The organism is Ochrobactrum teleogrylli (assembly GCF_037482325.1).
In the GTDB taxonomy this organism is placed as follows: Bacteria; Pseudomonadota; Alphaproteobacteria; order Rhizobiales; family Rhizobiaceae; genus Brucella; species Brucella teleogrylli.
This window is the reverse complement of sequence record NZ_JBBHKQ010000001.1, coordinates 2,741,566-2,767,706: the sequence shown is the minus strand read 5'-3', so window position 1 is coordinate 2,767,706 and position 26,141 is coordinate 2,741,566. Positions and strand designations below refer to the sequence as shown.

Genomic DNA, 26,141 nt, shown 5'->3' with positions numbered 1-26,141 from the left:
CTTGTGTGATAAGCACACGTGCTGCTGCCCCCTGATCGACGGATATTCTTTTGACGCGCCTGCCTGATCTTCCCGTTATCCGCATTCTGCCGCAACTGGATACGGCCATGGACACCCATGCAAGCGCGGTTCTGGTCGCGCCGCCGGGTGCGGGCAAGACGACGCTGGTGCCGATCCATATGCTGGATGCGCAGTGGCGCGGCGATGGCATGATCGTGCTTCTGGAGCCGAGGCGACTTGCTGCCCGCGCGGCTGCCCGTCGCATGGCCGAGCTTTTGGGCGAGGAGCCGGGCGAAACGGTCGGCTACCGGATGCGTCTGGAGAGCAAGGTCTCGGGCAGGACGAAAATCCTTGTCGTCACTGAGGGCGTCTTTGCGCGGATGATCCTTGATGATCCGGACCTCAAGGGTGTGGCGGCAGTGCTGTTCGACGAGTTTCACGAGCGCAGCCTCGATGCGGATTTCGGGCTGGCGCTGGCGCTCGATGTGCAGGCGGCCTTGCGCGACGATCTGAAAATTCTGGTCATGTCGGCAACGCTCGACGGTGCGCGTGTGGCCGCACTCCTCGGCGATGCGCCAGTGATTGAAAGCGAGGGCCGGGCCTTCCCTGTCGATATTCGTTATCGCGAACGAAAAGCCGACGAGCGGGTGGAAGACGCGATGGCGCGGAGCATTCGCGACGCGCTGGTCGATGAGACCGGTAGCATTCTGGCTTTCCTGCCGGGGCAGGGCGAAATCGAGCGCACGGTGCGCCTTCTGGAAGATCGCGTGCCGGCCCATGTGATACTCGCGCCGCTTTATGGCGCGATGGAAGGCCGCGATCAGGACGCGGCAATCAAGCCGGCACCGGAAGGCAGGCGCAAGGTGGTTCTGGCGACCTCGATTGCTGAAACCTCCATCACGATCGACGGCGTGCGCGTGGTGATCGACAGCGGGCTTGCCCGCCTGCCGAAATATGAACCAGCCACCGGCCTGACACGGCTGGAAACGGTGCGGACCTCGCGCGCAAGCGCCGATCAGCGGGCGGGCCGCGCCGGGCGAACGGAGCCGGGCATGGCCATTCGCCTCTGGCATCAGGGGCAGACGGCATCGTTGCCCGCCTTTTCTCCGCCCGAAATTCTGGAGGCCGATCTATCCGGCCTGGTGCTCGACAGCGCCGCTTGGGGCGTGACCGATCCGGCAACGCTTGCCTTTCTCGATGCGCCGCCGAAACCGGCGCTGAACGAAGCCCGTGCTCTGTTGCGCAGGCTTGGCGCGCTGGACGAGGCCGGGCGTCTGACCCCCGACGGAGAAGCGATGCGTCAGCTCGCTCTGCCTGCGCGTCTTGCCCATATGGTGGCCGAGGCGGGCAAGCGCGGCGAAGTTTTAAAGGCTGCCGAACTAGCGGTCCTCTTAACCGAGCGTGGTCTTGGCGGTAACGAAACCGATCTCGATACGCGCTTTTCGCGCTTTCGCAATGATCGTTCGGACCGTGCTCAAAGGGCCAAGGGTCTGGCAAAGCGCCTTGCCGCGAATGTGCCCAATCAGGGCGCGCCCGCTGGATCAGGCATCGGGCGCATGCTGATAGACGCCTATCCCGACCGGATTGCCAGAGCGCGCGGCCAGACCGGGCAATTCCTGTTGGCCAACGGTCGCGGCGGCGAGGTGGATAGCGCGATCAGCCTCAGTCGTGCCTCCTGGCTGGTCGTGGCGGATATGTCCGGCAAGGCGGGCCGTGCGCGTGTTCTTTCGGCTGCCGAAGTGTCGGAAGCGGAAATCCGGTCAGCTCTCGGCGAGCGGATCGAGAGCGGGCGACAGGTCGTCTATGACCCCGAAAAGAACGCGCTCAGGGCGCGTGAAGCCGTGCGCATCGGCGCCATCGCCCTTTCGGAAAAGCCGCTGGCCGCGCCATCGGGCGGCGCTGCCGATGAGGGCGTGATCGCCGCCCTGCGCGAACATGGGCTTGGCATTCTGCCCTGGGGCAAGGAAGCCGAAATTCTGCGTCGCCGTCTTGGCTGGCTTTATCGTGGGCTGGGCGATCCATGGCCATCCATGGACGACGAGCATCTGCTGGAAACGCTGGAAGACTGGCTGCTGCCCTTCCTGACCGGCGAAGCGCAACTCGACCGCATTCCGGGTCACGTGCTGAAAAACGGCCTGATGAGCCTTGTGCCCTTTGATCTTCAGCGCAGCGTGGATCAATTCGCGCCAACGCATTTCACCGTGCCTACCGGCTCGCATATTCCAATCCGCTACGATGCCGAAGAGCCGGTGCTGGCCGTCCGCGTGCAGGAACTGTTCGGACTTGGTGTGCATCCATCTATCGCCAATGGCAAGGTGCCTTTGCTGCTGGAACTTCTGTCGCCCGCCCATCGCCCGATCCAGATCACCCGCGATTTGCCGGGATTCTGGAAAGGATCATGGGCCGATGTCCGGTCCGACATGCGTGGGCGCTATCCAAAACATGTCTGGCCGGAAGACCCGGCCAATGCGGAAGCAACCCGCCGGGCAAAGCCGCGCGGAACCTAACACGAAGCATTAACCGCCTGCGACCGGATAACGCAGTTCCGCTTGCATTCCTGTCTTCGCTTGCCCCATAAGGGGCGGGATAGAGGGACAGCAGAAAATGCACGCAGAGTTCGAGAACCGCGCTTCCAATCTTTCGCGCCGCCCGCGTTTGACCACGCTGGTTCGCGTGCGCTGGCTGGCCATCGCCGGACAGACGGCAGCCGTCATGCTGGTGGCGCTTTACCTGCAATTCCCCTTTGCGGTCGGTATCTGTTTTGCGCTGATTGCCTGCTCGGCCTGGCTCAATCTCTATCTGGCCTTTCGTTTTCCGACCAATCACCGGCTGAACCCGGAAGCGGCGAGCCTTGTGCTGGCCTTCGATATTCTGCAACTGGCGGGCCTGCTTTATCTCACCGGCGGGCTGCAAAATCCCTTCGTCATCCTGATGATCGTGCCGGTCATCATTTCGGCCACCTCGCTTTCAGCCCGGCACACGCTCGCGCTGGCTTTACTGGTCGTGGCCTGCACATCGGTGCTTTCGGTGCGGCACGAGCCGCTGCCCTGGTATCCGGGGCAGGAACTGAACCTGCCCTTCCTGTTCGTGATCGGCATCTGGTGCGCGATCACCTCGGCACTGGGCTTTACCGGTGTCTATGCCTATCGCATCGCGGAAGAAGCGCGCCAGCTGGGCGATGCTTTGAGCGCTGCGGAACTCATTCTCCAGCGCGAACATCACCTCACCGCTCTGGATGGTCTCGCCGCTGCTGCCGCTCACGAGCTGGGAACGCCGCTCGCCACCATCGCGCTGGTGGTGAAGGAAATGCAGCGTTCCTATGCCAAAAATCCGGTCGATACGGGGCTTGGCGAAGACATTGCGCTTTTGCATTCGCAGACGCAGCGCTGCCGTGAAATTCTGCAACGGCTGACCAGCTTGTCCTCGGAAAACGAGGAGCATATGTCGCGCCTGCCATTGTCCTCGCTGATCGAGGAAGTGATTGCACCGCATCGCAATTTCGGTGTCACCATCGACGTGGAGAAGGTGGAAGGGCCGAAGCCCGAGCCGGTCACGCGGCGCAATCCCGGCCTGCTTTATGGCCTCGGCAATCTGGTGGAAAACGCTGTCGATTTCGCGCGCGGCAATGTCAGTGTCTCCTGGGGCTGGACTGACAATCAGGTCAGTGTGACCATTCAGGATGATGGCGAAGGCTTCAAGCCGGAAATCCTCGACCGCATCGGTGAGCCCTATATGACCAGCCGCGACAGCACCCGCAATGGCGGCGGGCTTGGCCTTGGCCTGTTCATCGCAAAAACCTTGCTGGAGCGTTCCGGCGCACAGATTGCGTTTCGTAATCGAAGCAATCCGGGGCAGGGGGCAGAAGTCAAAGTGGTTTGGCCGCGTTCAACCTTCACCCACGTCTGACGCAAAACCGCCTCGCAAAATTGTTTTTGCTCAACTTCTTGTGTTGTCTTTTAGAATTATTAATCAAATACAATGATTTATAGTCTGGCGTAAAATTCAGGGCCGTAGAAATTGCTTCAACGATTCAATGGCTATTTGACTTTTTGACGCAGGGGTATCAATAAGGGATCAAAAATACAGGCAGGAAGCACCCGATGGACGACTTGAAGCAGGAAGACAGCGAAGCCATAGGCAACGACCCCACCCTCCTTCTGGTTGATGACGACAAACCTTTCTTGCAACGCCTGGCCCGCGCCATGGAAAGCAGGGGCTTTCAGGTGACCACAGCGGAATCGGTTGAAGAAGGCATCGCCGCCGCCAAGGCCGCAGCGCCCGCCTATGCCGTGGTCGATATGCGGCTGGGAGACGGCAACGGTCTCGACGTCATCGAGGCCATTCGCCTGCGTCGTTCCGATACGCGTGCCATCGTCCTCACCGGTTATGGCAATATCGCCACCGCCGTGAATGCGGTGAAGCTCGGAGCCATCGACTATCTGTCGAAGCCTGCCGATGCGGATGAAGTCTTCGCAGCCCTGACCCGGCGTCCGGGCGAAAAAGTCGCTCCGCCGGAAAACCCCATGTCTGCCGATCGCGTCCGCTGGGAGCATATCCAGCGCGTTTACGAGATGTGCGAGCGCAATGTTTCGGAAACCGCGCGCCGTCTCAACATGCATCGCCGTACCTTGCAGCGCATTCTCGCCAAGCGTGCGCCGCGCTGAGGCCTTGATTCTGCATTTTGGCGTTCACCCGCCGAAAATTAGTAATTTCTTAATTCAGTGAAAAATCCAGTAAAACCTCCGTGTTTTGCTGGATTTTTTTATTAGAGGGGATTTCAAAGGTAATTTACCTATATTGTGCATCATTCCTAGTGGATTGTTCTAAAGTTGAATATAAAAATCTATAATAATAAGGCAATTAAGGCACATCCCGAAAAGTGTGAAACGGTTTTCGGATAAGATGTGCTCCAAAAACAAATAGTTAGAGCGGTCATGCGCCGCTCTAGGGCCATTCGGAGGAGAATGCTGCGCCTTGTTCCATCGCAGCCCGGTTCTCTTGTGCTCGAATGCGCTATCTAACATTCAAGGCAACACATGACTGCTCATACTGATGCACCTTCGAGCGCGACCGCCCGCCGGCGAGCGCTTATCGCCAGCTTGACTGGCAGCTCCATCGAATGGTTCGACTACTTTCTCTACGGCACAGCCGCCGCGCTTGTTTTCAACAAGCTGTTCTTCCCCAACTTCGACCCTGTCGTCGGGTTGATGCTGTCTTATCTGTCGTTTTCGCTGACCTTCTTCATCCGTCCGCTGGGCGGCGTGATTTTCGCGCATATCGGCGACCGTATCGGCCGCAAGAAGACGCTGGTCATCACGCTGTCGCTGATGGGCGGTGCAACCGTTCTCATCGGTCTGCTGCCGACCTATGATCATATTGGCGTCTGGGCACCCATTTTGCTGATCCTGCTGCGCATGGTGCAGGGGCTCGGCATTGGCGGCGAATGGGGCGGTGCTCTGCTGCTGGCCTATGAATATGCACCTGCCAATCGCAAGGGCTTCTTCGGTAGCGTTCCGCAGGTCGGCGTAACCATCGGCATGTTGCTGGCGACGCTTTCGGTCAGCCTGATGGTCACCCTGCCGGATGAATCCTTCATGGCCTGGGGCTGGCGCGTTCCCTTCGTGCTGAGCGCGGGTCTGGTTTTCCTCGGCCTTTGGATCCGTAACGGTCTCGACGAGACGCCGGAATTCAAGCAGGCGAAGGAAAGCGGCAATGTCGCCAAGATGCCGCTCGTTGAAACCCTTCAGAACCATTGGCGCGAAGTGCTGATCGCCGCTGGCCTGAAGGTCGTGGAAACAGCACCGTTCTACATCTTCTCCACCTTCGTGGTGAGCTATGCGGTGAGCACACTCGGCTTCGAAAAGAGCGCGGCGCTGAACGCCGTGATGATCGGCGCGCTGGTCGCTTCGATCCTGATCCCGACCATGGGTCTCGTGTCCGATTATGTTGGCCGCAAGACGGTCTATGTCGTCGGCTGCATCCTGCTCGGCCTGTTCATCGTTCCCTACTTCATGCTGCTCGACACCAAGACCGTCTGGGGCCTGACGCTGGCAACGGTTATCAGCTTCGGCGTTCTCTGGTCGCCGATCACCGCTGTTCTGGGCACACTGTCGTCGGAAATCTTTGCGACCAAGGTGCGCTATACCGGCATCACGCTCGGCTACCAGCTGGGTGCTGCGCTGGCTGGCGGTACTGCGCCGCTGATCGCCACCTGGCTGCTCGCCAAATATGAAGGCAGCTGGCATGCGGTCGCGGTCTATCTGCTGGTGACGGTGCTGATTTCTCTGGTCGCCATCATCGCGATCAGCCGCAGCCGTTCTCGCCAGTAAGCGCCTCTGCTAAAGCATTGAAAAGCGGGGAAACCACATCGGTTTCCTCGCTTTTTGTTTAAAAATCGCCGCCCGGCATTTCCAGTCCGGAAAGCTCGGCATAGGTGAGGCGCGCCGCGCCCGCCCGGGCAAAGCGCAGCATCAGCGCCTTGCGGGTAGCACCTGCCAGCTTGTGTTCAGGCGCATCGCGCAGGATTTCCGCGCCATAACCGTCAGAGAGAATGAAGCCGCATTCCTCCGGGAATATCTCACGCGGCACCGCCGGATGGGTGGCGAAAAACAGCCGGTCGCAATAGGCGCGATAGTCCGGCCATTTGCGATCCGCCTTCCAATCCTCAATCGACGACTTAATCTCGACAATCCAGATTTCGCCCTTGCGGCTGACCGCAATCAGATCGGCGCGGCGGCCGGATGCAAGCGGCAGCTCCGGCAAGGTCGCAAGCCCCATATCCAGAAACAGGCGCTGCACACCACGGCGCACAAGCATGGCGTTGTCTGATTGCCGTCCGTCGGACAGCGGATGGGTCTGGTTGGGAATCACGATGGGCATGGCGGCATTTTGCGTGCGGTTTCAAAGCGAAACAACCGAAAACGCGCGATTCTTTGTGGCGATTTTTGAGTATTGGTCCGTCAAACAAGGCGAAAAAAGGCAGAAAAATGGCCTAATAAAGAATTTTTCAATTTACGGTTAACGTACAGTTAACAATACTGCCGCATCTTCAAGCATGAATGGGCGATTCGCTCCTTTTGACGGCACATTGATTCTATCTTGGGGGAATGCATGAATTCTCGCGTCCTTAAACTGACGACGGCACTTTTTCTTGCAGGCGGACTTGCTGGCTGCTCAACTGTCGGCGGAACGTTCTACACAGCCTCTTACTCGTCGGTCACCGATGCTGGCTATGTGCTTCCCGCCATTCCGAGCGAAAAGATACCGGCGCAATATCGTCGCCAGATCGTGAAGTATCAGACCGATGAAGCCCCCGGCACCATCATCGTCGATACGCAAGCGAAGTTCCTCTATTACATCATGCCGGATGGCAAGGCGATGCGCTATGGCATCGGCGTCGGGCGTGAAGGCTTTGGCTGGTCGGGCACAGCCCGCGTTGCCATGAAGCGCGAATGGCCGACCTGGACGCCGCCATCGGCAATGATCAAGCGTCAGCCGGAACTGGCGAAGTTCCGCAATGGCATGGACCCGGGCCTCAAAAATCCGCTCGGCGCGCGTGCGCTCTATCTGTTCAACAAGGGTGGTGATACCGGCTATCGCCTGCACGGGACGCCGGAATGGTGGACCATCGGCAAAGCCATGTCGTCGGGCTGCATCCGTCTGATGAATCAGGATATCATCGATCTCTATGATCGTGCCGAACAGGGCGCAAAGGTTATCGTGAAGCAGTAAATAATGCTATATCGGCGATACACGACATTAAAGTGGTGATCGTGTATCGCCGAACTTATTTTCAAATAGTTTAAAGTCTGTTTTCAGAGCAGTGCGGGAAATATATCTGCATATTGCAGAATGACATCTGAAACGGAGTGCATAAAGTATCCATACGCCTCCTTTAGTTCTTCCAAGTCTGAACTGCCGATCGGTATATGAAACATCATGTCCTCTTTCTTGAAACATGAGTGAATCTATACTTTTTACGGGGCGCTGCAATCGCCATAGTTTGGTACACGATAAGTACGATGATATCGCTTATACTTAATATACGATATGCGCCAGGACGGCGTTGAGCGCGGCGCTTTCATAAAAAAACGCCGGTCTGGCGACCCGGCGTTTTTCAGATTTCAGTTTGTGAGACCGATCAGATCTGTTCGACCTGCTGCACTTCCGGCACGAAGTGACGAAGCAGGTTCTGGATACCGTGCTTCAGCGTCGCGGTCGACGACGGGCAGCCCGAGCAGGCGCCCTTCATGTTGAGAAACACGGTGCCGTTTTCGAAGCCACGGAAAGTGATGTCGCCGCCATCCTGCGCAACGGCAGGGCGAACGCGGGTTTCGATCAGTTCCTTGATGGTTTCGACGATTTCGGTATCGGCCTCATCGAAGAATTCTTCATCTCCATGAGCGGCTGCGGCGTCTGCATTGGAGTTGTCAGCCATGGCCGAGGCGCCCGACATGAAATGCTCCATGATCGTGCCGAGGATTGCAGGCTTCAGGTGCTGCCATTCGCCATCGTCCTTGGTGACGGTAATGAAGTCATAGCCGAAGAAAACGCCGGTAACGCCCGGAACGGCGAACAGCTTGGCTGCCAGCGGCGACGTGTTGCCGGCGGATGAAGCATCGCGGAAATCGGCGGTGCCTTCCGGCATGACCACCTTCCCGGGCAGAAACTTCAGGGTCGCCGGATTGGGCGTGGTTTCAGTCTGGATGAACATGCCAGTTCTCCGCTTTCAATTTTGGAACTGTTCTAATAATAGCGAAACCGCGCAGAAACAAGGGCTGTCGCTCTCAGGCGCGTTTCAGTTGCTATCAATATAGGGTGATTGCACAACAGTTGCAAATTCGTCAGGCCGTGGCGAAAAGAGTGATTTTCGAGTACCGGAGCGGAACGTATTTAAAGGTACGTGAGCACCGGAAGCCTCGCATAATCCCGAAAAGTTGCAGACTTTTCGGATCAGATTATGCGAACGCAAAACTCAAAATTGCTCTTTGCAGCCCGGCATCACGAAGAATGCAACTGTTGCGTCAGGTCACCGCATCAATGTCGTCATCGGTCAACCCTGCGGGAACAACGGTGACGGGGATGGGAAACTGGGCGCGGCCAGCCAGCGATTGCACGAGAGGGCCGGGGCCTTCCTTGCCGGAACCGGCGGCGAGAACCAGAATGGCAATGTCCTGGTCTTCCTCGATCAGGCTGAGCAACTCTTCCGCTGTCTGGCCTTCACGGATGCTGAGTTCAGGTTCGATACCCTGATCTTCGCGCACCACGGCTGCGAATTTTTCCAGGGCGGATCGAGCTCGATCCTGCGCTTCGGCACGCATGATTTCGCCGACGCCCAAAATTTGCTGGAAATCGGAGTCATCAATAACGAAAAGCAGAATGAGCGAGCCGTTCGTGTTTTTGGCACGGCGTGCGGCATAGGCGACAGCGCGCCCGCATTCGGGCGTTTCATCAATGACGGCGAGAAATTTGCGTCGGTGACCGGATTCCCGGCTTAGTCGTTTGGATACCATGGCCGCAATTTGCCATCAGGATTGGCCGCCCGCAAGCCAGCATTGTTTGCTATGGCCCTGAACAGCAGGCAATTTCACAAAAACAAGGGCGACCGCTAAAAAACAGTCGCCCTTGTTAGTCATGCTGAAAATCAGTTCTGCAACCAGCCGATAATGTCGCGCACATCGCGCATGGTCTTCTCGGCGATCACACCTGCGCGCTCGCCGCCATCCCGCAAAACGCTGTCGATATGGGCCGGATCGGCCACCAGACGGCGCATTTCATGGGTGATCGGCGAAAGCTTCGTCACGGCCAGTTCGGCCAGTGCCGCCTTGAATTCCGAGAACTGGCGTCCGCCAAATTCCCCAAGGATATCTTCCTTCGACTGTGAGGCGAGAGCCGCATAGATTCCGACCAGATTGTCCGCTTCCGGACGACCGGACAGACCATCCAGTTCCGATGGTAGGCCATCGGAATCGGTCTTGGCCTTGCGGATCTTCTTGGTGATCGTTTCTTCGTCGTCGATCAGATTGATGCGTGACAGGTCCGACGGATCGGATTTCGACATTTTCTTGGTGCCGTCGCGCAGCGACATGATGCGCATAGCCGGACCCGAAATCATCGGTTCGGTCAGCGGGAAGAAGCCCGAAACCTTCTCGTCGCCCACCTGCATATCCACGCCGATGCCAAGCGAGGCAATGCGGTCGGAATAGTCATTGTTGAACTTCTGGGCGATGTCGCGGGTCAGTTCCAGATGCTGCTTCTGGTCTTCGCCAACGGGCACGGCGGTGGCGCGATAGAGCAGAATGTCGGCAGCCATCAGGCTCGGATAGGCAAAGAGGCCGAGCGAAGCATTTTCGCGGTCCTTGCCAGCCTTGTCCTTGAACTGGGTCATGCGGCTCATCCAGCCGATGCGCGCAATGCAGTTGAACACCCAGGCCAGTTCCGCATGCTGCATGACACGGCTCTGGTTAAAGACGATGCTCTTCTGCGGATCAATGCCGGAAGCCAGAAACGCCGCCGTCACTTCGCGGGTGGATTGCAGCAGTTCAGCCGGGTCGGGCGACACGGTCAGCGCGTGCATGTCCACGACGCAATAAATGCATTCTTGGGTCTTCTGGACCTCGACCCACCGCTTGATCGCCCCCAGATAATTGCCGAGGTGGAGATTTCCGGTCGGTTGGACGCCGGAGAAGACAAGCGGTTTGAACGTGCTCATGGTTCTATCCTAAAAATGAACCCCTGCCGGTGGAGAGCAGGGGGCTTTGATGATGTGGCGTGTTTTCGCAGAGACGCAGAGGCGTTTCAAGGACAATTATGCGTCACTCTCGGGCTCTTTCTTGACCGCGCCGCGTTTGACATTGCGGCGGATCATGCCGGTATTTGCACCGCCGAGACCGAAGGCAAGGCCGAAATAGACAGTCATCGCGGCAATCACCATGGCGCAGACTGTTCCGGCTCGAACGACAAAGGGCGCAGCGGAAGAAAGCTCATAGGCGAAATGGCCGATGGCATAATGAATGCCAAACGCCATGACCCCCGCCGCGATCAACAGGCGCGGAATGCGGGTGAGAAGCGGAATATCCTGTCCCCAATGGCCGCGTTTCACGAGCGTTGCAAACAGCAGAACGGCATTGACCCAGCCAGCCACGATTTCTGCTGTGGCGATGCCGGTCGGGCCGAGACGCGGGAACAGCGTGATGGCAAGCGAAACATTCACCGCAACGGAAATGGCCGCGAAGATCATCGGCGTACGCGTATCCTCGCGGGCGAAGAAGCCCGGAATAAACGCCTTGATCAGCACGAAAGCGGGCAGACCGAGACCGTAGATCGCCAGAATGTTGGAGACGACGATTGTGGAATCCGGGCTGAATTTGCCGCGCTCAAACAAGAGCCGCACGATGGGCTCCGACATGACGAGCAGTGCGGCGGCGGCTGGTAGCGTGAGGAACAGCGTGAACTCGACCGAGCGGTTTTGCAGGTTCGAGGCTTCCTTCATGTGGCCGCCGCGCAAGGCGCGCGACAGTTCCGGCAACAGCACGGTGGCAACCGCAATGCCCACGACGCCCAGCGGCAATTGATAGATGCGGTCGGCATAGACCAGTGAGGACACCGCGCCTTCCATGCCGGAAGCGATGTTGGTGTTGATGAGCAGGTTGATCTGCGTGATGCCCCCGGTGATTGCGGCGGGCAGCGCCAGCACCAGCAGCCGCTTGACGTTTGCAGTCAGGCGCGGACGGCGAAAGCCGATCTTGATGCCCGCATTGCGCACCGCGAGCCAGACGATGGCGAGCTGCACCAGACCTGCCGCCATGACGCCCCAGGACAGGCCGTAGCCGACAGTCAATGGATCATGACCGCGCCACCAGGCAAAGGCCAGAACGCCGATCAGGATGATGTTGAGGAAGACAGGCGCTATCGCTGCCGCGAAATAGCGGTGCAGCGAGTTGAGCATGCCGCCCATCATCGCCGCCAGCGACATGCAGGCGAGATAGGGGAACATGATGGTGGCGAGCCGCACCGTGTTGTCGAACTTCACCGGATCGTCCATGAAGCCCGGCGCAATAACGGTGCGCACGATGAAGGGCATCGAAACTTCCATCACGATGGTGATGAACAGCAACACCGTGAACAACACGCCGAACACTTCTTCGGAGAAGCGGCGGGCGCCGTCCATGCCGTTGTTTTCGATTTCCTTGGCGAAAAGCGGCACGAAGGCCGAGTTGAATGCGCCTTCGGCGAAAAGCCTGCGGAACGTGTTCGGAAAGCGGAATGCTGCGTTGAAAGCATCGGCCACCGGGCCGGTGCCGAGCGCTGCCGCCATGAACATCTCGCGGGTGAAGCCGAATATGCGGCTCATCAGCGTGCCGGATGCCACCGTGGCGAACTTTTTGACCAGACTCATGCTTTTGAGAAACCTAACTTATGCTGCCTGCGACGAGCGGCCATTGGCCTTGCTGCCGTTTTCACCGCTGAGCAACGCAAGAACCTTGCGCCGGATATTGCCCTGGCGGGTGGCGTTTGAAATCTTGTGACCCACGAGGTCCGTTACATAAAAACTGTCGATGACCTTTTCGCCGAAGGTCGTGATATGCGCCGAAGCAATATCCAGCGAAAGGTCGGAAATAAGGCCAGTCAGTTCCGACAAAAGGCCGGGACGGTCCAGACCTTCCACTTCGATGACGGTGAACTTGTTCGACAGCGTGTTGTTGATCTCAACACGCGGTTCCACGGTGAAGGCCTTGGCGTTCTTCTTCGGCTTGGTGCGCTTGGCCAGCACGTCGGGCAGATGCGCCTTTCCGGAAAGCACGTCTTCGATCACCTTGCCCACGCGCTCGGCGCGGCGGCGTTCATCCTCATCCAGATCGAATTCGCGGCTGATCAGGATCGTATCGAGCGCGCGTCCGTCGCCGGTGGTGAAAATCTGCGCATCGACAATATTGCCGCCTGCGGCAGCGCAGGCGCCGGTGATGATCGACAAGAGGCGCGGATGGTCGGGCGCAAGAACGGTGATTTCCGTCACGGCTTCGAAGCTCTGTGGCTTGGCCATGGTGGCAAGGGCGCGGCCCGCCCGGTCGGCTTCGCGGATGAAATGGGCGTGGCGCACCTGATCGTCTAGGCTGACGGTCAGGAAATAATTGATGTAATGCAGGCCAAGATAGGCGTCGCGCTCAGGCGTTGGCCAGTCGGAAAGCTTTTCGGCCAGCGCTTCACGGGCCTGCCGGTCGCGGTCGGCGCGTGAAAGCTCGGAGAAACCGCCGGTCAGCACCAGTTCGGTTTCATAGAAAAGCGTGCGCAGAAGCTGGCCCTTCCAGCCGTTCCAGACACCGGGGCCGACGGCCTTGATATCGCAGACGGTCAGGATCAGGAGCAGCTTCAGCCGTTCCATGGTCTGCACCGTGTCGCCAAAGTCGATGATGGTCTTGCGGTCGTTGAGATCGCGCGACTGGGCCACCATGCTCATGGTCAGATGTTCGCGCACCAGCCATTCCACCGTCTCCGTCTCGGAAGGGGAGAGGCCGAAGCGCGGGCAAAGCTTGCGGGCAATGCGGGCACCGGCAATCGAATGATCTTCCGGGCGACCCTTGGCGATATCGTGCAGGAGAAGTGCCACATAGAGCAGATTGCGGTCGCGCTTGATCGTGGTGATCAGATGGTTGGAAAGCGGATGCTCGTTTTCCAGTTCGCCATGCTCGATTTCCGACAGCACGGCAATGCAGCGTAAGAGATGTTCGTCCACCGTATAGTGGTGATACATGTTGAACTGCATCATGGCGACGATCTTGCCGAAATCCGGGATGAACTTGCCCAGCACGCCGGATTCGTTCATGCGGCGCAGGATCAGTTCGGGATTGCGCGGCGATGTCAGAACGTCGAGGAACAGCTTGTTGGCTTCGGGGTTCTCGCGCAGATCGGCATTGATAAGCTTCAGCGAGCGGGTCAGCTGCTGCATCGCTTCCGGGTGAAACTCCAGCCCATGCTTGTCGGCCAGCTGGAAGATGCGGATGATATTGACCGGATCTTCCGAAAACACGTCGGGGCGCGCGGTGTTGATGCGATGGTTTTCGGAAACGAAATAGCCATCGGTCGAAAGCTTGCGCTTGCGGCGCGAAAAGGTGAGGAAAATGCGGTTGAAGCCCGGCACATGCTTGGCCTGTTCCTCTTCCAGCGCGGCGCAGATGATGCGGGTCAGGTCGCCGACATCCTTGGCCACGAGGAAATAATGCTTCATGAAGCGCTCGACATGGTTCTGTCCGGGATGCGCGGTATAGCCAAGGCGCTGGGCGATTTCCGGCTGAATGTCGAAGGAAAGGCGCTCTTCCGCTTTCAGCGTGGCGAAATGCATGTGGCAGCGCACAGCCCAGAGAAAATCTTCCGCCTTGTTGAAAATGCGCAATTCGGCACGTGACAGCACGCCGAGCTTGACCAGCTCTTCCTTGGTTTTGACGCGATAGAAATATTTGGCGATCCAGAACAGCGTATGCAGATCGCGCTGGCCGCCTTTGCCTTCCTTGACATTGGGCTCCACCAGATAGCGCGTTTCGCCTGCCTTGCGGTGGCGTTCGTCGCGTTCGGCAAGCTTGGCCTGGATGAATTCGGGCCCGGTATCCTTGACGATTTCCTCATCGAAGCGGGAGACGAGCGCGGTGAACAGATCCTTGTTGCCGGTGAGAAAACGCGCGTCGAGAATGGCGGTGCGGATCGTCATGTCTTCGCGCGACAGCCGGATGCACTCATCGATATTGCGTGTCGAGTTGCCGACTTTCAGCCCCATGTCCCAGAGCATGTAAAGCATATATTCGACGACCTGCTCGCCCCACGGCGTCTGCTTGTAGGGCAGCAGGAACAGAAGGTCGATGTCGGAACCCGGTGCCAGTCCGTTGCGCCCATAGCCGCCGACCGCGACGATGGCCATATTTTCCGCCTTGGACGGATTGACCATCGGATAGACCTTGGTGGTCGCAAATTCGAACAGCGCCTCAATCAGCGTGTCCATGAGATAGGAGAGGCGTCGGGCGCACAGCGTGCCGCCGCCATCCTTCATTAGCAGCCCTTCCGCATTGGCGCGACCGCGCACCAGCGCATCTTTCAGCGCGTGCAGAACCACCTTTCGCACCGGAAGGCTCGTATAGCTTTCGTCCGTCGAATCCGCCAGCTCATTGAGCTTGCGACGGAGCGTTTCGGGATTGACGATCTCTTCCAGCTTCAGGTCGTGTGCGCTCATGCGGCTTGCAGGTCCGGCTTTTCGGGAAAGGAATTGCTGTGACAAGACTATCCTATAGCGGCTTTTACAATGGATGAATATGCAAAAGGAAAGGCCGGGTTTCCCCGGCCTTGTTTGTTATTATTCGCTAATATTTCAGTTCGTCGCATTATAGGCGGCGATAGCCGCCATATTGACGATATCGGAATCCTTCGCGCCGATGCTGACGATCTGCGCCGGCTTGTCGAGACCGACCAAAAGCGGGCCAATAATGGTCGCGCCGCCCAGTTCCTGCAACATATTGGCGGCAATCGACGCCGAATGATTGTCTGGCGTTACGATGACATTGGCGGGACCCGACAGGCGGATGAACGGATATTGTTCCATCAGCTTGGGGTTCAGCGCCACATCGGCGCTCATTTCGCCGTCGAATTCGAAATCGACATGGCGCGTGTGGAGAATGCGCACCGCTTCCTGAATGCGGGCCGAGCTTTCGCCGCCCATATGACCGAAGGTCGAGAAGGCGGTGAGCGCAACGCGCGGCACATAGCCCATGCGACGCGCCATGCCTGCGGCTTCCACCGCAATATCGGCAAGCTCGTCGGCAGTCGGCTTTTCATGCACGGCGGTATCCGCGATGAACACGGTGCGACCACGGCAGAGCGCGATGGAAACACCAACCACACGATGGCCCGGCTTGGAATCGACCACGCGGCGCACATCTTCCAGACCGACTGCATAGTTGCGGGTCACGCCCGTCACCATGCCATCGGCATCGCCCAGCGCCACCATGCAAGCCGCAAAATGATTGCGGTCATTGTTGATGAGGCGGTGGCAATCGCGCGCCAGATAGCCCTTGCGCTGCAATTTCTCATAGAGATAGTCGGCATAGGCCGAATTGCGGCTGGAAAGGCGCGCATTGATGATCTCGATGCCGGGGCGGTCGAGGTCCATGCCTGCGGCTTTGGCAGTGTCCTTGATGCGCTCGTCGCGACCGACGAGAATGGCCGTGCCTAGCCCCTGATTCACATAGGAAACGGCGGCGCGCATGACCTGCTCTTCTTCACCTTCGGCAAAGACGATGCGCTTTGGCTGGCGACGCACACGCTCGTAAATCCCGCGCAGCGTCGAGGCGATCGGGTCGCGTCGCGCCGACAATTCGCTCTTGTAGCCTTCAAGGTCGGTGATGATGTGACCGGCTACGCCGGTTTCAATCGCGGCCTTGGCGACGGCTGCCGAAACGGAAGCGAGCAGACGCGGATCGAACGGCACCGGAATGATATAGCTCGGGCCGAAGCGCGGGCGGCTGCCCTGATAGGCGGCGACCACGTCGTCCGGCACGTCTTCGCGGGCAAGCTCCGCCAGCGCATTGACGGCGGCGATCTTCATCGCGTCGTTGATCGTCGTGGCGCGCACGTCGAGCGCACCGCGGAAGATGTAAGGGAAGCCAAGCACATTGTTGACCTGGTTCGGATAGTCCGAACGACCGGTGGCGACGATGGCGTCATCGCGAATGCGGGCGACTTCTTCCGGGGTGATTTCCGGATCGGGATTGGCCATCGCGAAGATGATCGGATTGGGCGCCATGGCGCGCACCATCTCTTCGGTCAGGGCACCCTTGGCCGAGAGGCCGAAGAACACATCCGCATCTTTCAGCGCATCAGTCAGCGAACGGCGGTCGGTCTTGACCGCATGCGCTGATTTCCACTGGTTCATGCCTTCTTCACGGCCCTGATAGACGACGCCCTTGGTGTCGCACAGGATGATGTTTTCCGGCGCAAAGCCCATGGCCTTGATCAGCTCGATACAGGCGATGCCCGCGGAACCTGCGCCATTGCAGACGAGCTTGGTCGTCTTCATGTCGCGTCCGGTCAGATGCAGCGAATTGATCAGACCGGCGGCAGCGATGATCGCGGTGCCATGCTGGTCGTCGTGGAAAACCGGAATGTCCATCAGCTCGCGCAGGCGCTGCTCGATGATGAAGCAGTCTGGCGCCTTGATATCTTCCAGATTGATGCCGCCAAACGACGGTCCAAGATAGCGCACGGCGTTGATGAAGGCGTCGATATCGGTCGTATCGATTTCAAGATCGATGGAATCGACATCGGCAAAGCGCTTGAACAGAACGGCCTTGCCTTCCATGACCGGCTTCGACGCCAGTGCGCCGAGATTGCCGAGGCCGAGAATCGCGGTGCCGTTGGAAATGACGGCGACGAGATTGCCCTTGGCCGTATAGTCATAGGCGCGCGCGGCGTCTTCCGCGATGGCCTTGACCGGCACGGCCACGCCCGGCGAATAGGCCAGCGACAGGTCGCGCTGGGTGGTCATCGGTTTTGTAGGGTTGATTTCCAGCTTGCCGGGGCGGCCCTGCGCGTGAAAGTCGAGCGCTTCTTTCTCACTGGCTGTGGGTGTGCGTTCTGGCGTGTTGCCCTTCGGCGTCGAGACTGGCATGTTCCCTCCGGAATCTTGTGCGGTCGCATTCGATAGCGCCAGTCTGGAAATGTGTAAACAGCGCTTTTGGGAATAGTTATTCATTCAAAAACGAACGAATGCGTAATTTAATAACGCTGGTCGTGCAAAACACGCAACAAAATAAGGTTTTATAGCATGGACGTGCGGGGCGAAAACGACAAGCCGGAAGCGGAAGAAAATGCCGCACAGGAGACGGTTGTTCGCCTCACGCCCATGATGGAGCAGTATATCGAGATCAAGGCGGCGAATGTTGATTCGCTCCTGTTCTATCGCATGGGTGATTTTTACGAGCTGTTCTTCGACGATGCGGTGGAAGCGTCGGGCGCACTTGGCATCACGCTGACCAAGCGCGGCAAGCATCTGGGCGAAGACATTCCCATGTGCGGTGTGCCCGTCCATGCCGCCGACGATTATCTGCAAAAGCTCATTGCCAAGGGCTATCGCGTCGCCGTCTGTGAACAGGTGGAAGACCCGGCGGAAGCCAAAAAGCGCGGCTCTAAATCCGTGGTGCGCCGCGATGTGATCCGTCTGGTGACGCCCGGCACGCTGACCGAGGAAAAGCTGCTCGACCCGTCTGAGGCGAATTTCCTGATGGCGCTTGGCCGCACCAAGGGAGACGGCGCGCTGGCGCTTGCCTGGATCGACATTTCCACGGGCACATTCCGCGTGGCGGAAACGACGGAAGAGCGGCTTTTTGCCGATATCATGCGCGTCGATCCGCGCGAGCTGGTGGTGGCCGATACGGCGTTTCACGATCCCGAATTGCGCCCGGCCTTCGATCTGGTCGGCAAGGCGGTGTCACCGCAGCCGGCAACCCTGTTCGACAGTGCGGCTGCGCAGGCGCGCATCCAGCGCTATTACGATGTGGCGACGCTGGACGGTTTCGGCCAGTTCAGCCGCTCGGAACTATCGGCCATTTCCGGCGCCATCGCCTATATCGAAAAGACGCAGATTGCTGAACGCCCGCCGCTGATGCGGCCGGAGCGCGAGCATGAAGGCGGCACGATCTTCATCGACCCCGCCACGCGCGCCAGTCTGGAACTGGTGCGCACCATGTCGGGCAATCGCGATGGCAGCCTGCTCAAATCCATCGACCGCACGGTCACTGGCGGCGGGGCGCGGCTTCTGGCGGAGCGGCTCACCGCGCCGCTGACCGATCCCAAGGCAATCGCATTGCGGCTTGATTCCGTGTCGTCCTTTCTCAGCGAGCAGACGCTTTGCAACGGAATGCGGGCAGAGCTGAAAGGCGTGCCCGACATGCCGCGCGCGCTGTCGCGTCTGGCAGTGGGGCGCGGTGGTCCACGTGATCTGGGCGCGTTGCAGCGCGGTTTTGAGGCAGCGGGCACGCTGGTCTCGCTGTTGGAAGGCGCGCTTTTGCCGGAAGAGCTGGCTGCGGCGCGGGATGCGCTCGACGCCATGCCTGCGGCTTTCGCCGTGCATATCGACCGGGCGCTGGCCGACGAGCTGCCGCTGTTGAAGCGTGACGGCGGTTTTGTGCGCGAGGGCTACAACACCGAACTTGATGAAATGCGCGCCTTGCGCGACCAGTCCCGCCGGGTGATCGCCGGTTTGCAGGCTGACTATATCGAGGAAACCGGCATCAAGTCGCTGAAGATCAAGCACAACAATGTGCTTGGCTATTTCATCGAAGTGACGGCGAATAATTCCGGCGCGATGACCGATACGGATGCCGCCAAGGGGCGCTTCATCCATCGTCAGACCATGGCCAATGCCATGCGTTTCACGACGACGGAACTGGCCGCGCTTGAAAGCAAGATCGCCAATGCCGCCGACCGCGCGCTTTCTATCGAGCTCGCCATCTTTGAAGAACTGACGGCGGAAGCCGTCTCTCATGCCGATGCGATTCGCGCTGCCGCTGCCGCTCTTTCGGTCTTCGACGTTTCGGCAGCGCTTGCCGTGCTGGCCGAGGAACAGGGCTATTGCCGCCCGATGGTCGATGACAGCCTGTCGTTTAACATCGTGGCCGGTCGCCATCCGGTGGTGGAACAGGCGCTGCGCCGTCAGGCGGCCAATCCATTTGTTGCCAATGATTGCGATCTCTCGCCGCAAAGCGACGCTGGCAATGGCGCGATCTGGTTGCTGACCGGGCCGAATATGGGCGGTAAATCGACCTTCCTGCGCCAGAATGCGCTGATCGCGATCCTCGCCCAGATGGGTTCCTTCGTGCCTGCGGGCGCCGCGCAGATTGGTGTGGTGGACCGGCTGTTCAGCCGCGTCGGCGCTTCCGACGATCTGGCGCGCGGACGCTCGACCTTCATGGTCGAAATGGTGGAAACGGCGGCAATCCTCAATCAGGCGGGCGAACGTTCGCTGGTCATCCTCGATGAGATCGGTCGTGGCACTGCCACCTTCGACGGGCTTTCCATCGCCTGGGCAGCGGTGGAATATCTGCATGAGAAGAACCGCTGCCGGGCTTTGTTCGCGACTCACTTCCACGAGATGACCGCACTTTCGGAAAAGCTGGAGCGGCTTTCCAATGTCACGATGCGGGTCAAGGAATGGGACAATGATGTCGTCTTCCTGCATGAAGTGGCCAAGGGTGCTGCCGACCGCTCTTACGGTGTGCAGGTGGCACGGCTGGCCGGTCTGCCGGAAGCAGTCGTCAACCGCGCGCGTGATGTGCTGCACCAGTTGGAAGCTGGCGAAACATCCGGCAAAGCCGACAAACTGATCGACGATCTGCCGCTCTTCTCCGTTGTGCTGCAACAGGAAAAGCCGAAGCCGCAGGCTTTAGCAAAGGACAGCGAACTGGCAAAAGCGGTGGCCGAGATTAGTCCCGACGAGCTGACGCCCCGTGAAGCGCTCGACCTGATCTACAAGCTGAAGGAACTGGCCGGAAAAGCGTGACCGGTTCTGGATGGTTTCCCTCATCCTGAGGAGGCCCGAAGGGCCGTCTCGAAGGGCGAGGGGAAAGATCCAGTTTAGACAAACCGATTGGCTTCTGCGCCATAGTAAGTAATGTAGCGGCTGGAGATGCGCTCGATCGGCAGGATGATGAACACATCGGTTGTGCCGAAGGCCTCATCGATCACCGCGCCGTCGCCGATCATCGCGCCGAGGCGCAGATATCCCTTGACCAGTGGCGGCATGGAGAACAGCGCAACCTTGTTGTTGATCGCTTCCTTCGGCATCAGGTCCATGGCCTGATAGCGATGCGGCAGTGCGCGCACATCCCAGTCGGGCGTGGCGCGGCAATTCTGGTGCAGGAACGACAGGCCGAGCGCGTGGGCGGCAGGAACCGCGCCATGAAACGAAGCGCAGCCGAACATGACGTCAATCGAATGGCGGCGGCAATAGGCCCATGCGCCCTGCCACAGCAGCTCGACGGTGCGCTTTGAACGATATTCCGCCTTCACGCAGGAGCGGCCAAGCTCAAGCAGCTTGAGATTGGGGCGGGACAGCGCCAAGCGCTGCACGTCATATTCATCCGCCGAATAGAAACCGAGCGCCTTGTCGGCCTGATCGCTGCGCATCAGCCGGTAAGTGCCGACGATCTGCTGGTGCTCGGGGACTGGCAGGGCCGTGTCATAGACGAGAAGGTGATCGCAGATCGTGTCGAAACGGTCGGCATCGCGAAGCTCCACGGCCTCGATGGATTCCTTGCGCGCACCCATTTCCTCGAAGAACACGCGGAACCGAAGTTCCTGCGCGGCCTCGATGGCCTCACGGGAGTTTGCAAGTCGCACTTCCAGCGAGCCGATACGTCCGAGAACGATCGGGTCTTCACCGGTTGCGAATAGCGCCTGTTGTGCTTCTAAGCCTGACATGACCGTATCATCAATGATTTGCTGGCCCATTCCAAGCAGTACTGTCATGATGATTCGCTCCTGATTTGTCTATTCACGTATTCCTGAACCTTTTCCCACCGATTAGGCAGTGGAATTGGCCTTCTCATTTATAGGTCGGCGGCGCAGCCTGAACTGCATCTGGCCGACGTACTAGAGAGCGAGTGCTACGTGAGGATGACAGAAGCGTGTCACCAATGTGTCATTTCGGCTGGGCGCCGCTTATCCCCTTCAAAAGTCTTTAAAATTACAGCCTTCACGTTATGCGAAAGCCCAATAACGATCAAGTTACCCGGGTGCCCGCAATATATTGAGGGGCATATGAGTGGCTTATCGGGCAGCGCGTTCGCGCCGCCAGCCGAGGAATTCTTCCAGAATGATCAGCGCCGCGCCGATGGTGATAAAGGTGTCGGCAAGATTGAAGACAGCAAACGACCATGTCGGCAGGTGGAACAGGATATAATCCACCACATAGCCATGCATCACGCGGTCGATCAGATTGCCGATGGCGCCGCCGATCACCAGTGCAAAACCATAGCGCGCAAAGACGCGGTCATGCGCATTGGTCCACCAGAGATAAAGCACGAAGACGATGACCGCAGCTGTCAACGCCACCAAACCCCAATCGTGCAGCCCGGCGAGCATGGAGAAGGCGATGCCTTCATTATGCGTGCGAAACAGCGCCAGAAACGGCAGCAGGTCGATCTGCTGGGCGTAGTCCATGCGGGTTTCGACCAGATGCTTGACGCCCTGATCAATCAGAACCGTGAGAATGACGACGAAAAGCGAGGACAGAACCGCGTGGCGCTTCATGACTAACCTCTTTCGCCGAGGGTAAGCGCCTCACGGCGGATTTCATAGAGCATGACGCCGGTGGCGATGGCGAGATTGAGCGAATCGGCGCGGCCTGCCTGCGGAATACGCGCAAGCTTGTCGCATGCATTGGCGAGATTGTCCGGCAGGCCCTGCTGCTCATTGCCCATCATCAGCACGACGGGCTTGTTGGCATAGGGAATGGTGCGGTAATCGACAGCGCCCTTCAGATGCGTGCCGACGATCAGACCGGAGAAACCCTTGCGCCAGTTGAGGAAGTCATTTTCCGTCGTCTTGTAGAGCGGTACGGAAAAGACCGACCCCATGGTGGCGCGCACGGTTTCGAGCGAATAGGGATCGGTGGTGTCACCGATCAGGATGACGCCTTTTGCCCCGACTGCGTCGGCGGTGCGGATGACCGTGCCGAGATTGCCCGGATCGCGCACGCGGTCGAGCGCGATATAAACATCATTGTGCTTGGGCCTGAGGCTTGCCAAAGGCTGGTATTGCTGTTCGAAAACGCCAACCACCACCTGGGGATTGTCGCGGCGGGTGATCGCGGCAATCACCTTTTCGGTCACTTCCAGCACCAGTCCGCCCTTGGCGAAGGTGCGGGCGGCGACCTGCTCGACCATTTTGTTGCCCTTGCCGGATTTGGCGAAAACCAGCGTCTTGATGCGCCAGTCCTGCTCCAGCGCGTCGATGACGAGCTTCAGCCCTTCGGCGAGGAACACGCCCTGCTGATCGCGGAATTTCTTCAGCGCCAGCGAGCGCAAATCCTTGACGATCGGGTTGGTCAGGCTGGTGACTTCCTTCACCTGACCGACTTTCGAATGCCCACCTGAATGATCACCGCGCGAACCGCTGTTTCTGGAAAAATCGTCGTTACGGCTCATTTGGCTACCCAGCGGCTGAACATGGATGTTGAAAGCGCGCGCCCAGCAGAACGCTCACGCAGAATAAGTTCGCCCGATTCGACTGTGCCGCCAAGGCCGGTGAAGCGGTCGCGCATCAGCTCATGAATCGCGAAAAACGATGCGCGGATCGAATAGGCGGTCAGGATCACGGCGAGCGGCTTCGGCGTCAGGATCGAACGGCACGTATCGACCATGGCGGGCAGATGCTCGAACAACTGCCAGACTTCGCCGCTCGGTCCGCGCCCGTAGGCGGGCGGGTCAAGCAGGATAATGTCGTAGAAACTGCCACGGCGTTCTTCGCGCGCCACAAATTTCATCGCGTCTTCGCAAATCCAGCGGATCGGCTTGTCCGACAGGCCCGCCATTTCCTGATTTTCGCGCGCCCAGATGATGGCTTTTTTCGACGCGTCCACATGAGTGACTTCCGCACCGGCGCGGGCTGCAACCAGCGAGGCAACGCCCGTATAGCCGAACAGGTTCAGCACCTTCACGTTGCGTCCGGATTTCACGCCATCGCGGATAAGGCCATCCATGAAAGACCAGTGCGCGGCCTGTTCGGGAAATACGCCGACATGGCGGAAAGAGGTGAAGCGACCGTGGAAGGAAATGCCGTCATGCTGCATCGGCCATGTTTCGCCGAGCGGCACTTTCGGGAACGCCCAGCGTCCGATGCCTTCCTCGTCCGTATTGCCGGTGAAGACCGCATCGGCCTGATCCCATTCCTTTTGCGGCAGGCTGGGCAGCCAGATCGCCTGACCTTCCGGGCGAACGATGCGGTAGGGACCGTATTGCTCAAGCTTCAGCCCGTTGCCGCTGTCGAGCAGCGCATAATCGGCGGACGGTTCTGTTTCGAGGATGACCGGGAGTTTCTCGCCCGGGCGAGGGCCGGTATAGGGCTTGATTTCGCGCTGCGGGGCGGCGGGACGTTCGCGTTCTTCGGCGGCTACCGGCTTTGGCGCTGCCTTGGCAAATTGCGGGCGCGGCTTTTTGAACGCCTGGCCTTTACCCGGATTGGCGGATTCAAACTTGTTTTCATGACGCGGCGCATCATGCTTCGCGCGTTCAAAACCGCGATCCTGTTTGCCACCCGACGGCTTTTTGCCTTTTCCCTTTGGCGCTTTCACCCGAAACTCCAATCACAGTGATTGCGGTCTAGGTAGGATAAACAAGGCCGGTGTGGAAGGGGAAAACGACGTTCTTTCCCGTGCGCAGGCCTTTTCAGGACCGGAAAACCCGGAAGTTTCGCTTCCGGGCTTGCGAAGAAGGGGCGTTTCAGGTGTTCGCGACCGATGTGTTGCGCCTCTCGGCGGCTTCTGCACGTTCCAGCAGACGGGCTGCTTCCTGCTTGCTGTCACGAACGCGGCGACGGTGCTTGCCCTGCGTCAACCAGGTCACCGCAGAGCCGATCACCACGCCGACGAGCAGCGCGCCAAACAGCCAGACGAACAGCGGCGCGCTGTAGGACAAGGCCGGATTGCCCGGATTGAACGGATCAACCGTCAGGATCGTGGACGCACGATTGGCAACCGACAGCGCGATCAGAATGACCGCGAGCGGGACCAGAATGACGATTGCGACAATACGTTTTGCCAGCATGATCTTCTATCAGACGGCGCCGTTGAGACGGTCGCGCAGCTCCTTGCCGGTCTTGAAGAAGGGAACCCACTTTTCTTCCACATCCACCGTTTCACCGGTGCGCGGGTTGCGACCACTGCGGGCGGGGCGGTTCTTGACCGAGAAAGCGCCGAAGCCACGCAGCTCGACGCGGTTACCGTCCGCGAGTGCATTGGTGATCTCGTCGAAAACCGCGCCGACGATGTTTTCGACATCGCGCTGAAAGAGATGCGGATTGCGGCTGGCGATAATCTGAACGAGTTCCGATTTGATCACGGCTTTACCCCTGTTTCCTGTTATGTGCTGTCAGGCCTTGACGCCGGACATTGTTAGTTTGCTGAATTTGCATCTGGCGTTCCGTCAACGTGCCAAACCGAGAGAAGTCCGTCAAGAAAGATGCGATCCTTTGCTATCCCCTTGAGCATACTATCGGCTTCCTGCGGTAGACCGATCAGCCGCGCACCGGCATGGATGATGAGATCGCGCAGCGAAAAACCCGTTTCGGAGTTGACCGGCTTCCATTCAAGGCGTGGCAAGGTGGTGGAAACGCCCTTGGTGCCAAGCCAGGCCACGGCTTCGTCCTCACCGCCAAGCCCATCGATAAGTTTTTTCTCCAGCGCCTGACGGCCTGTGAAAACCGCGCCATTGGCGAGCGCCAGCGCCTGTTCATGCGTAAACGAGCGGCGCTTTTCCACAATGTCCACGAACCAGGCATAGGAATCCATGATCATGTTGCGGATCATGCCCTTGGCTTCGTCGCTGGCCGGGCTGAAATAATTGGGTTCCGCTTTCAGCGGCGCGGATTTGATGGTTTCGACTTTGACGCCGATTGTGTCGAGAAGCTTGGAAAGGTCGGGATACTGGAACAGCACGCCGATGGAGCCGACGATGGAGGTCTGCCGCGCCACGATATGGTCCGAAGCGCTGGCGATCATATAACCGGCAGACGCCGCCAGCGTGCCGACCTGCGTGACGACCGGCTTTTTCTCGGCGATCTTGCGCACGGCTTCAAAAATCGCTTCGCCGCCCACCGTTGTGCCGCCGGGCGAATCGAGAACCAGAATCACGCCCTTCACCGCATCGTTCTTGGCGATCCGGTCGAGACGCTTCAGAAGCTCCTCATTCTCGAAAATGGTGCCTTCGATGCGCACCTTGGCGATATGCGGCTGGGTGAGATTGGCGCCGCGCATCGACCATGAGGCGAAACCGGCGATCAGAACGGCGAGCAGAAGCAGAAAAGCCACGCGCCAGACGGTCAGCTTGCGGCGCAGCTTTCGTCTTTCGATCAGTGCCTCGGCGTCCTGGGCCATTTTTGTCCATCCA

The 26,141-nt window shown here is 59.0% G+C and carries 20 protein-coding genes; 6 read left to right on the top strand and 14 right to left on the bottom strand.

All coding sequences use genetic code 11. The features are described from left to right. Positions 1 to 50 precede the first annotated feature (50 nt). From hrpB to WIX40_RS12970, 4 genes are all read left to right on the top strand, one after another. The gene (hrpB, locus tag WIX40_RS12985; protein ID WP_339440101.1) at positions 51 to 2,507 is read left to right on the top strand and encodes an ATP-dependent helicase HrpB; all 2,457 of its coding nucleotides are present in this window, start codon (positions 51 to 53) and stop codon (positions 2,505 to 2,507) included. A 97-nt stretch (positions 2,508 to 2,604) separates the two neighbouring features. Then, on the top strand, positions 2,605 to 3,906 hold the full coding sequence (locus tag WIX40_RS12980; RefSeq protein ID WP_339440100.1) for an ActS/PrrB/RegB family redox-sensitive histidine kinase: 1,302 nt from the start codon (positions 2,605 to 2,607) through the stop codon (positions 3,904 to 3,906). Positions 3,907 to 4,100: 194 nt separating this feature from the next. Beyond that, positions 4,101 to 4,664, top strand: coding sequence for a global response regulator transcription factor RegA (gene regA, locus WIX40_RS12975; RefSeq protein ID WP_078339656.1), 564 nt, complete (start codon positions 4,101 to 4,103; stop codon positions 4,662 to 4,664). Between the two features lie 372 nt (positions 4,665 to 5,036). Then, positions 5,037 to 6,329, top strand: a complete 1,293-nt coding sequence (locus tag WIX40_RS12970; RefSeq protein WP_140024467.1) for an MFS transporter — start codon at positions 5,037 to 5,039, stop codon at positions 6,327 to 6,329. Between the two features lie 58 nt (positions 6,330 to 6,387). On the opposite strand, the gene WIX40_RS12965 is transcribed toward WIX40_RS12970, so the two are convergent. Further along, the gene (locus tag WIX40_RS12965; protein WP_109368168.1) at positions 6,388 to 6,879 is read right to left on the bottom strand and encodes an MmcB family DNA repair protein; all 492 of its coding nucleotides are present in this window, start codon (positions 6,877 to 6,879) and stop codon (positions 6,388 to 6,390) included. Between the two features lie 231 nt (positions 6,880 to 7,110). Between WIX40_RS12965 and WIX40_RS12960 the strand changes: the two genes are divergently transcribed. Then, on the top strand, positions 7,111 to 7,731 hold the full coding sequence (locus tag WIX40_RS12960) for a L,D-transpeptidase (RefSeq protein WP_121537106.1): 621 nt from the start codon (positions 7,111 to 7,113) through the stop codon (positions 7,729 to 7,731). Between the two features lie 409 nt (positions 7,732 to 8,140). Here the strand turns inward: WIX40_RS12960 and WIX40_RS12955 are convergent, their stop codons facing one another. From WIX40_RS12955 to WIX40_RS12930, 6 genes are all read right to left on the bottom strand, one after another. Then, a complete protein-coding gene (locus tag WIX40_RS12955) occupies positions 8,141 to 8,713 on the bottom strand; it encodes a NifU family protein (protein WP_121537108.1) in 573 nt (190 codons plus the stop codon). Positions 8,714 to 9,023: 310 nt separating this feature from the next. Then, positions 9,024 to 9,512 carry a universal stress protein gene (locus tag WIX40_RS12950; RefSeq protein ID WP_171316817.1) on the bottom strand — a complete coding sequence of 163 codons (489 nt, stop codon included), beginning with the start codon at positions 9,510 to 9,512 and terminating at the stop codon, positions 9,024 to 9,026. A 131-nt stretch (positions 9,513 to 9,643) separates the two neighbouring features. Then, entirely contained in the window at positions 9,644 to 10,711 is a 1,068-nt protein-coding gene (gene trpS / locus WIX40_RS12945; protein ID WP_109368172.1) for a tryptophan--tRNA ligase, read from the bottom strand. A 96-nt stretch (positions 10,712 to 10,807) separates the two neighbouring features. Next, on the bottom strand, positions 10,808 to 12,397 hold the full coding sequence (murJ, locus tag WIX40_RS12940; RefSeq protein WP_339440094.1) for a murein biosynthesis integral membrane protein MurJ: 1,590 nt from the start codon (positions 12,395 to 12,397) through the stop codon (positions 10,808 to 10,810). A gap of 18 nt (positions 12,398 to 12,415) precedes the next feature. Next, positions 12,416 to 15,217 (bottom strand): [protein-PII] uridylyltransferase, encoded by a 2,802-nt coding sequence (locus WIX40_RS12935; RefSeq protein ID WP_109368174.1) that lies wholly within the window; start codon positions 15,215 to 15,217, stop codon positions 12,416 to 12,418. A gap of 135 nt (positions 15,218 to 15,352) precedes the next feature. Continuing rightward, entirely contained in the window at positions 15,353 to 17,647 is a 2,295-nt protein-coding gene (locus WIX40_RS12930) for an NADP-dependent malic enzyme (RefSeq protein ID WP_109368175.1), read from the bottom strand. A 156-nt stretch (positions 17,648 to 17,803) separates the two neighbouring features. Here WIX40_RS12930 and mutS point away from each other — a divergent pair, with 156 nt between their 5' ends. Then, a complete protein-coding gene (mutS, locus tag WIX40_RS12925; protein WP_339440092.1) occupies positions 17,804 to 20,536 on the top strand; it encodes a DNA mismatch repair protein MutS in 2,733 nt (910 codons plus the stop codon). Positions 20,537 to 20,610: 74 nt separating this feature from the next. Here the strand turns inward: mutS and olsB are convergent, their stop codons facing one another. The 7 genes from olsB to sppA form a co-directional block, all read right to left on the bottom strand. After that, positions 20,611 to 21,504, bottom strand: a complete 894-nt coding sequence (gene olsB / locus WIX40_RS12920) for a l-ornithine N(alpha)-acyltransferase (protein WP_339440091.1) — start codon at positions 21,502 to 21,504, stop codon at positions 20,611 to 20,613. A 300-nt stretch (positions 21,505 to 21,804) separates the two neighbouring features. Next, complete coding sequence (gene lspA / locus WIX40_RS12915; protein ID WP_109368177.1) at positions 21,805 to 22,287, bottom strand: signal peptidase II; 483 nt, start codon at positions 22,285 to 22,287, stop codon at positions 21,805 to 21,807. A gap of 2 nt (positions 22,288 to 22,289) precedes the next feature. Then, a complete protein-coding gene (locus WIX40_RS12910; protein WP_339440089.1) occupies positions 22,290 to 23,183 on the bottom strand; it encodes a TrmH family RNA methyltransferase in 894 nt (297 codons plus the stop codon). Then, entirely contained in the window at positions 23,180 to 24,328 is a 1,149-nt protein-coding gene (locus WIX40_RS12905; RefSeq protein WP_109368179.1) for an RsmD family RNA methyltransferase, read from the bottom strand. The genes WIX40_RS12910 and WIX40_RS12905 overlap by 4 nt, the downstream gene beginning before the upstream one ends. A 148-nt stretch (positions 24,329 to 24,476) precedes the next feature. Then, positions 24,477 to 24,800, bottom strand: coding sequence for a lipopolysaccharide assembly protein LapA domain-containing protein (locus WIX40_RS12900; protein ID WP_121537120.1), 324 nt, complete (start codon positions 24,798 to 24,800; stop codon positions 24,477 to 24,479). 9 nt (positions 24,801 to 24,809) lie between these two features. Next, complete coding sequence (locus tag WIX40_RS12895) at positions 24,810 to 25,094, bottom strand: integration host factor subunit beta (RefSeq protein WP_061344837.1); 285 nt, start codon at positions 25,092 to 25,094, stop codon at positions 24,810 to 24,812. 53 nt (positions 25,095 to 25,147) lie between these two features. Continuing rightward, positions 25,148 to 26,128 (bottom strand): signal peptide peptidase SppA, encoded by a 981-nt coding sequence (gene sppA, locus WIX40_RS12890; protein WP_339440083.1) that lies wholly within the window; start codon positions 26,126 to 26,128, stop codon positions 25,148 to 25,150. Between the last annotated feature and the right edge of the window lie 13 nt (positions 26,129 to 26,141).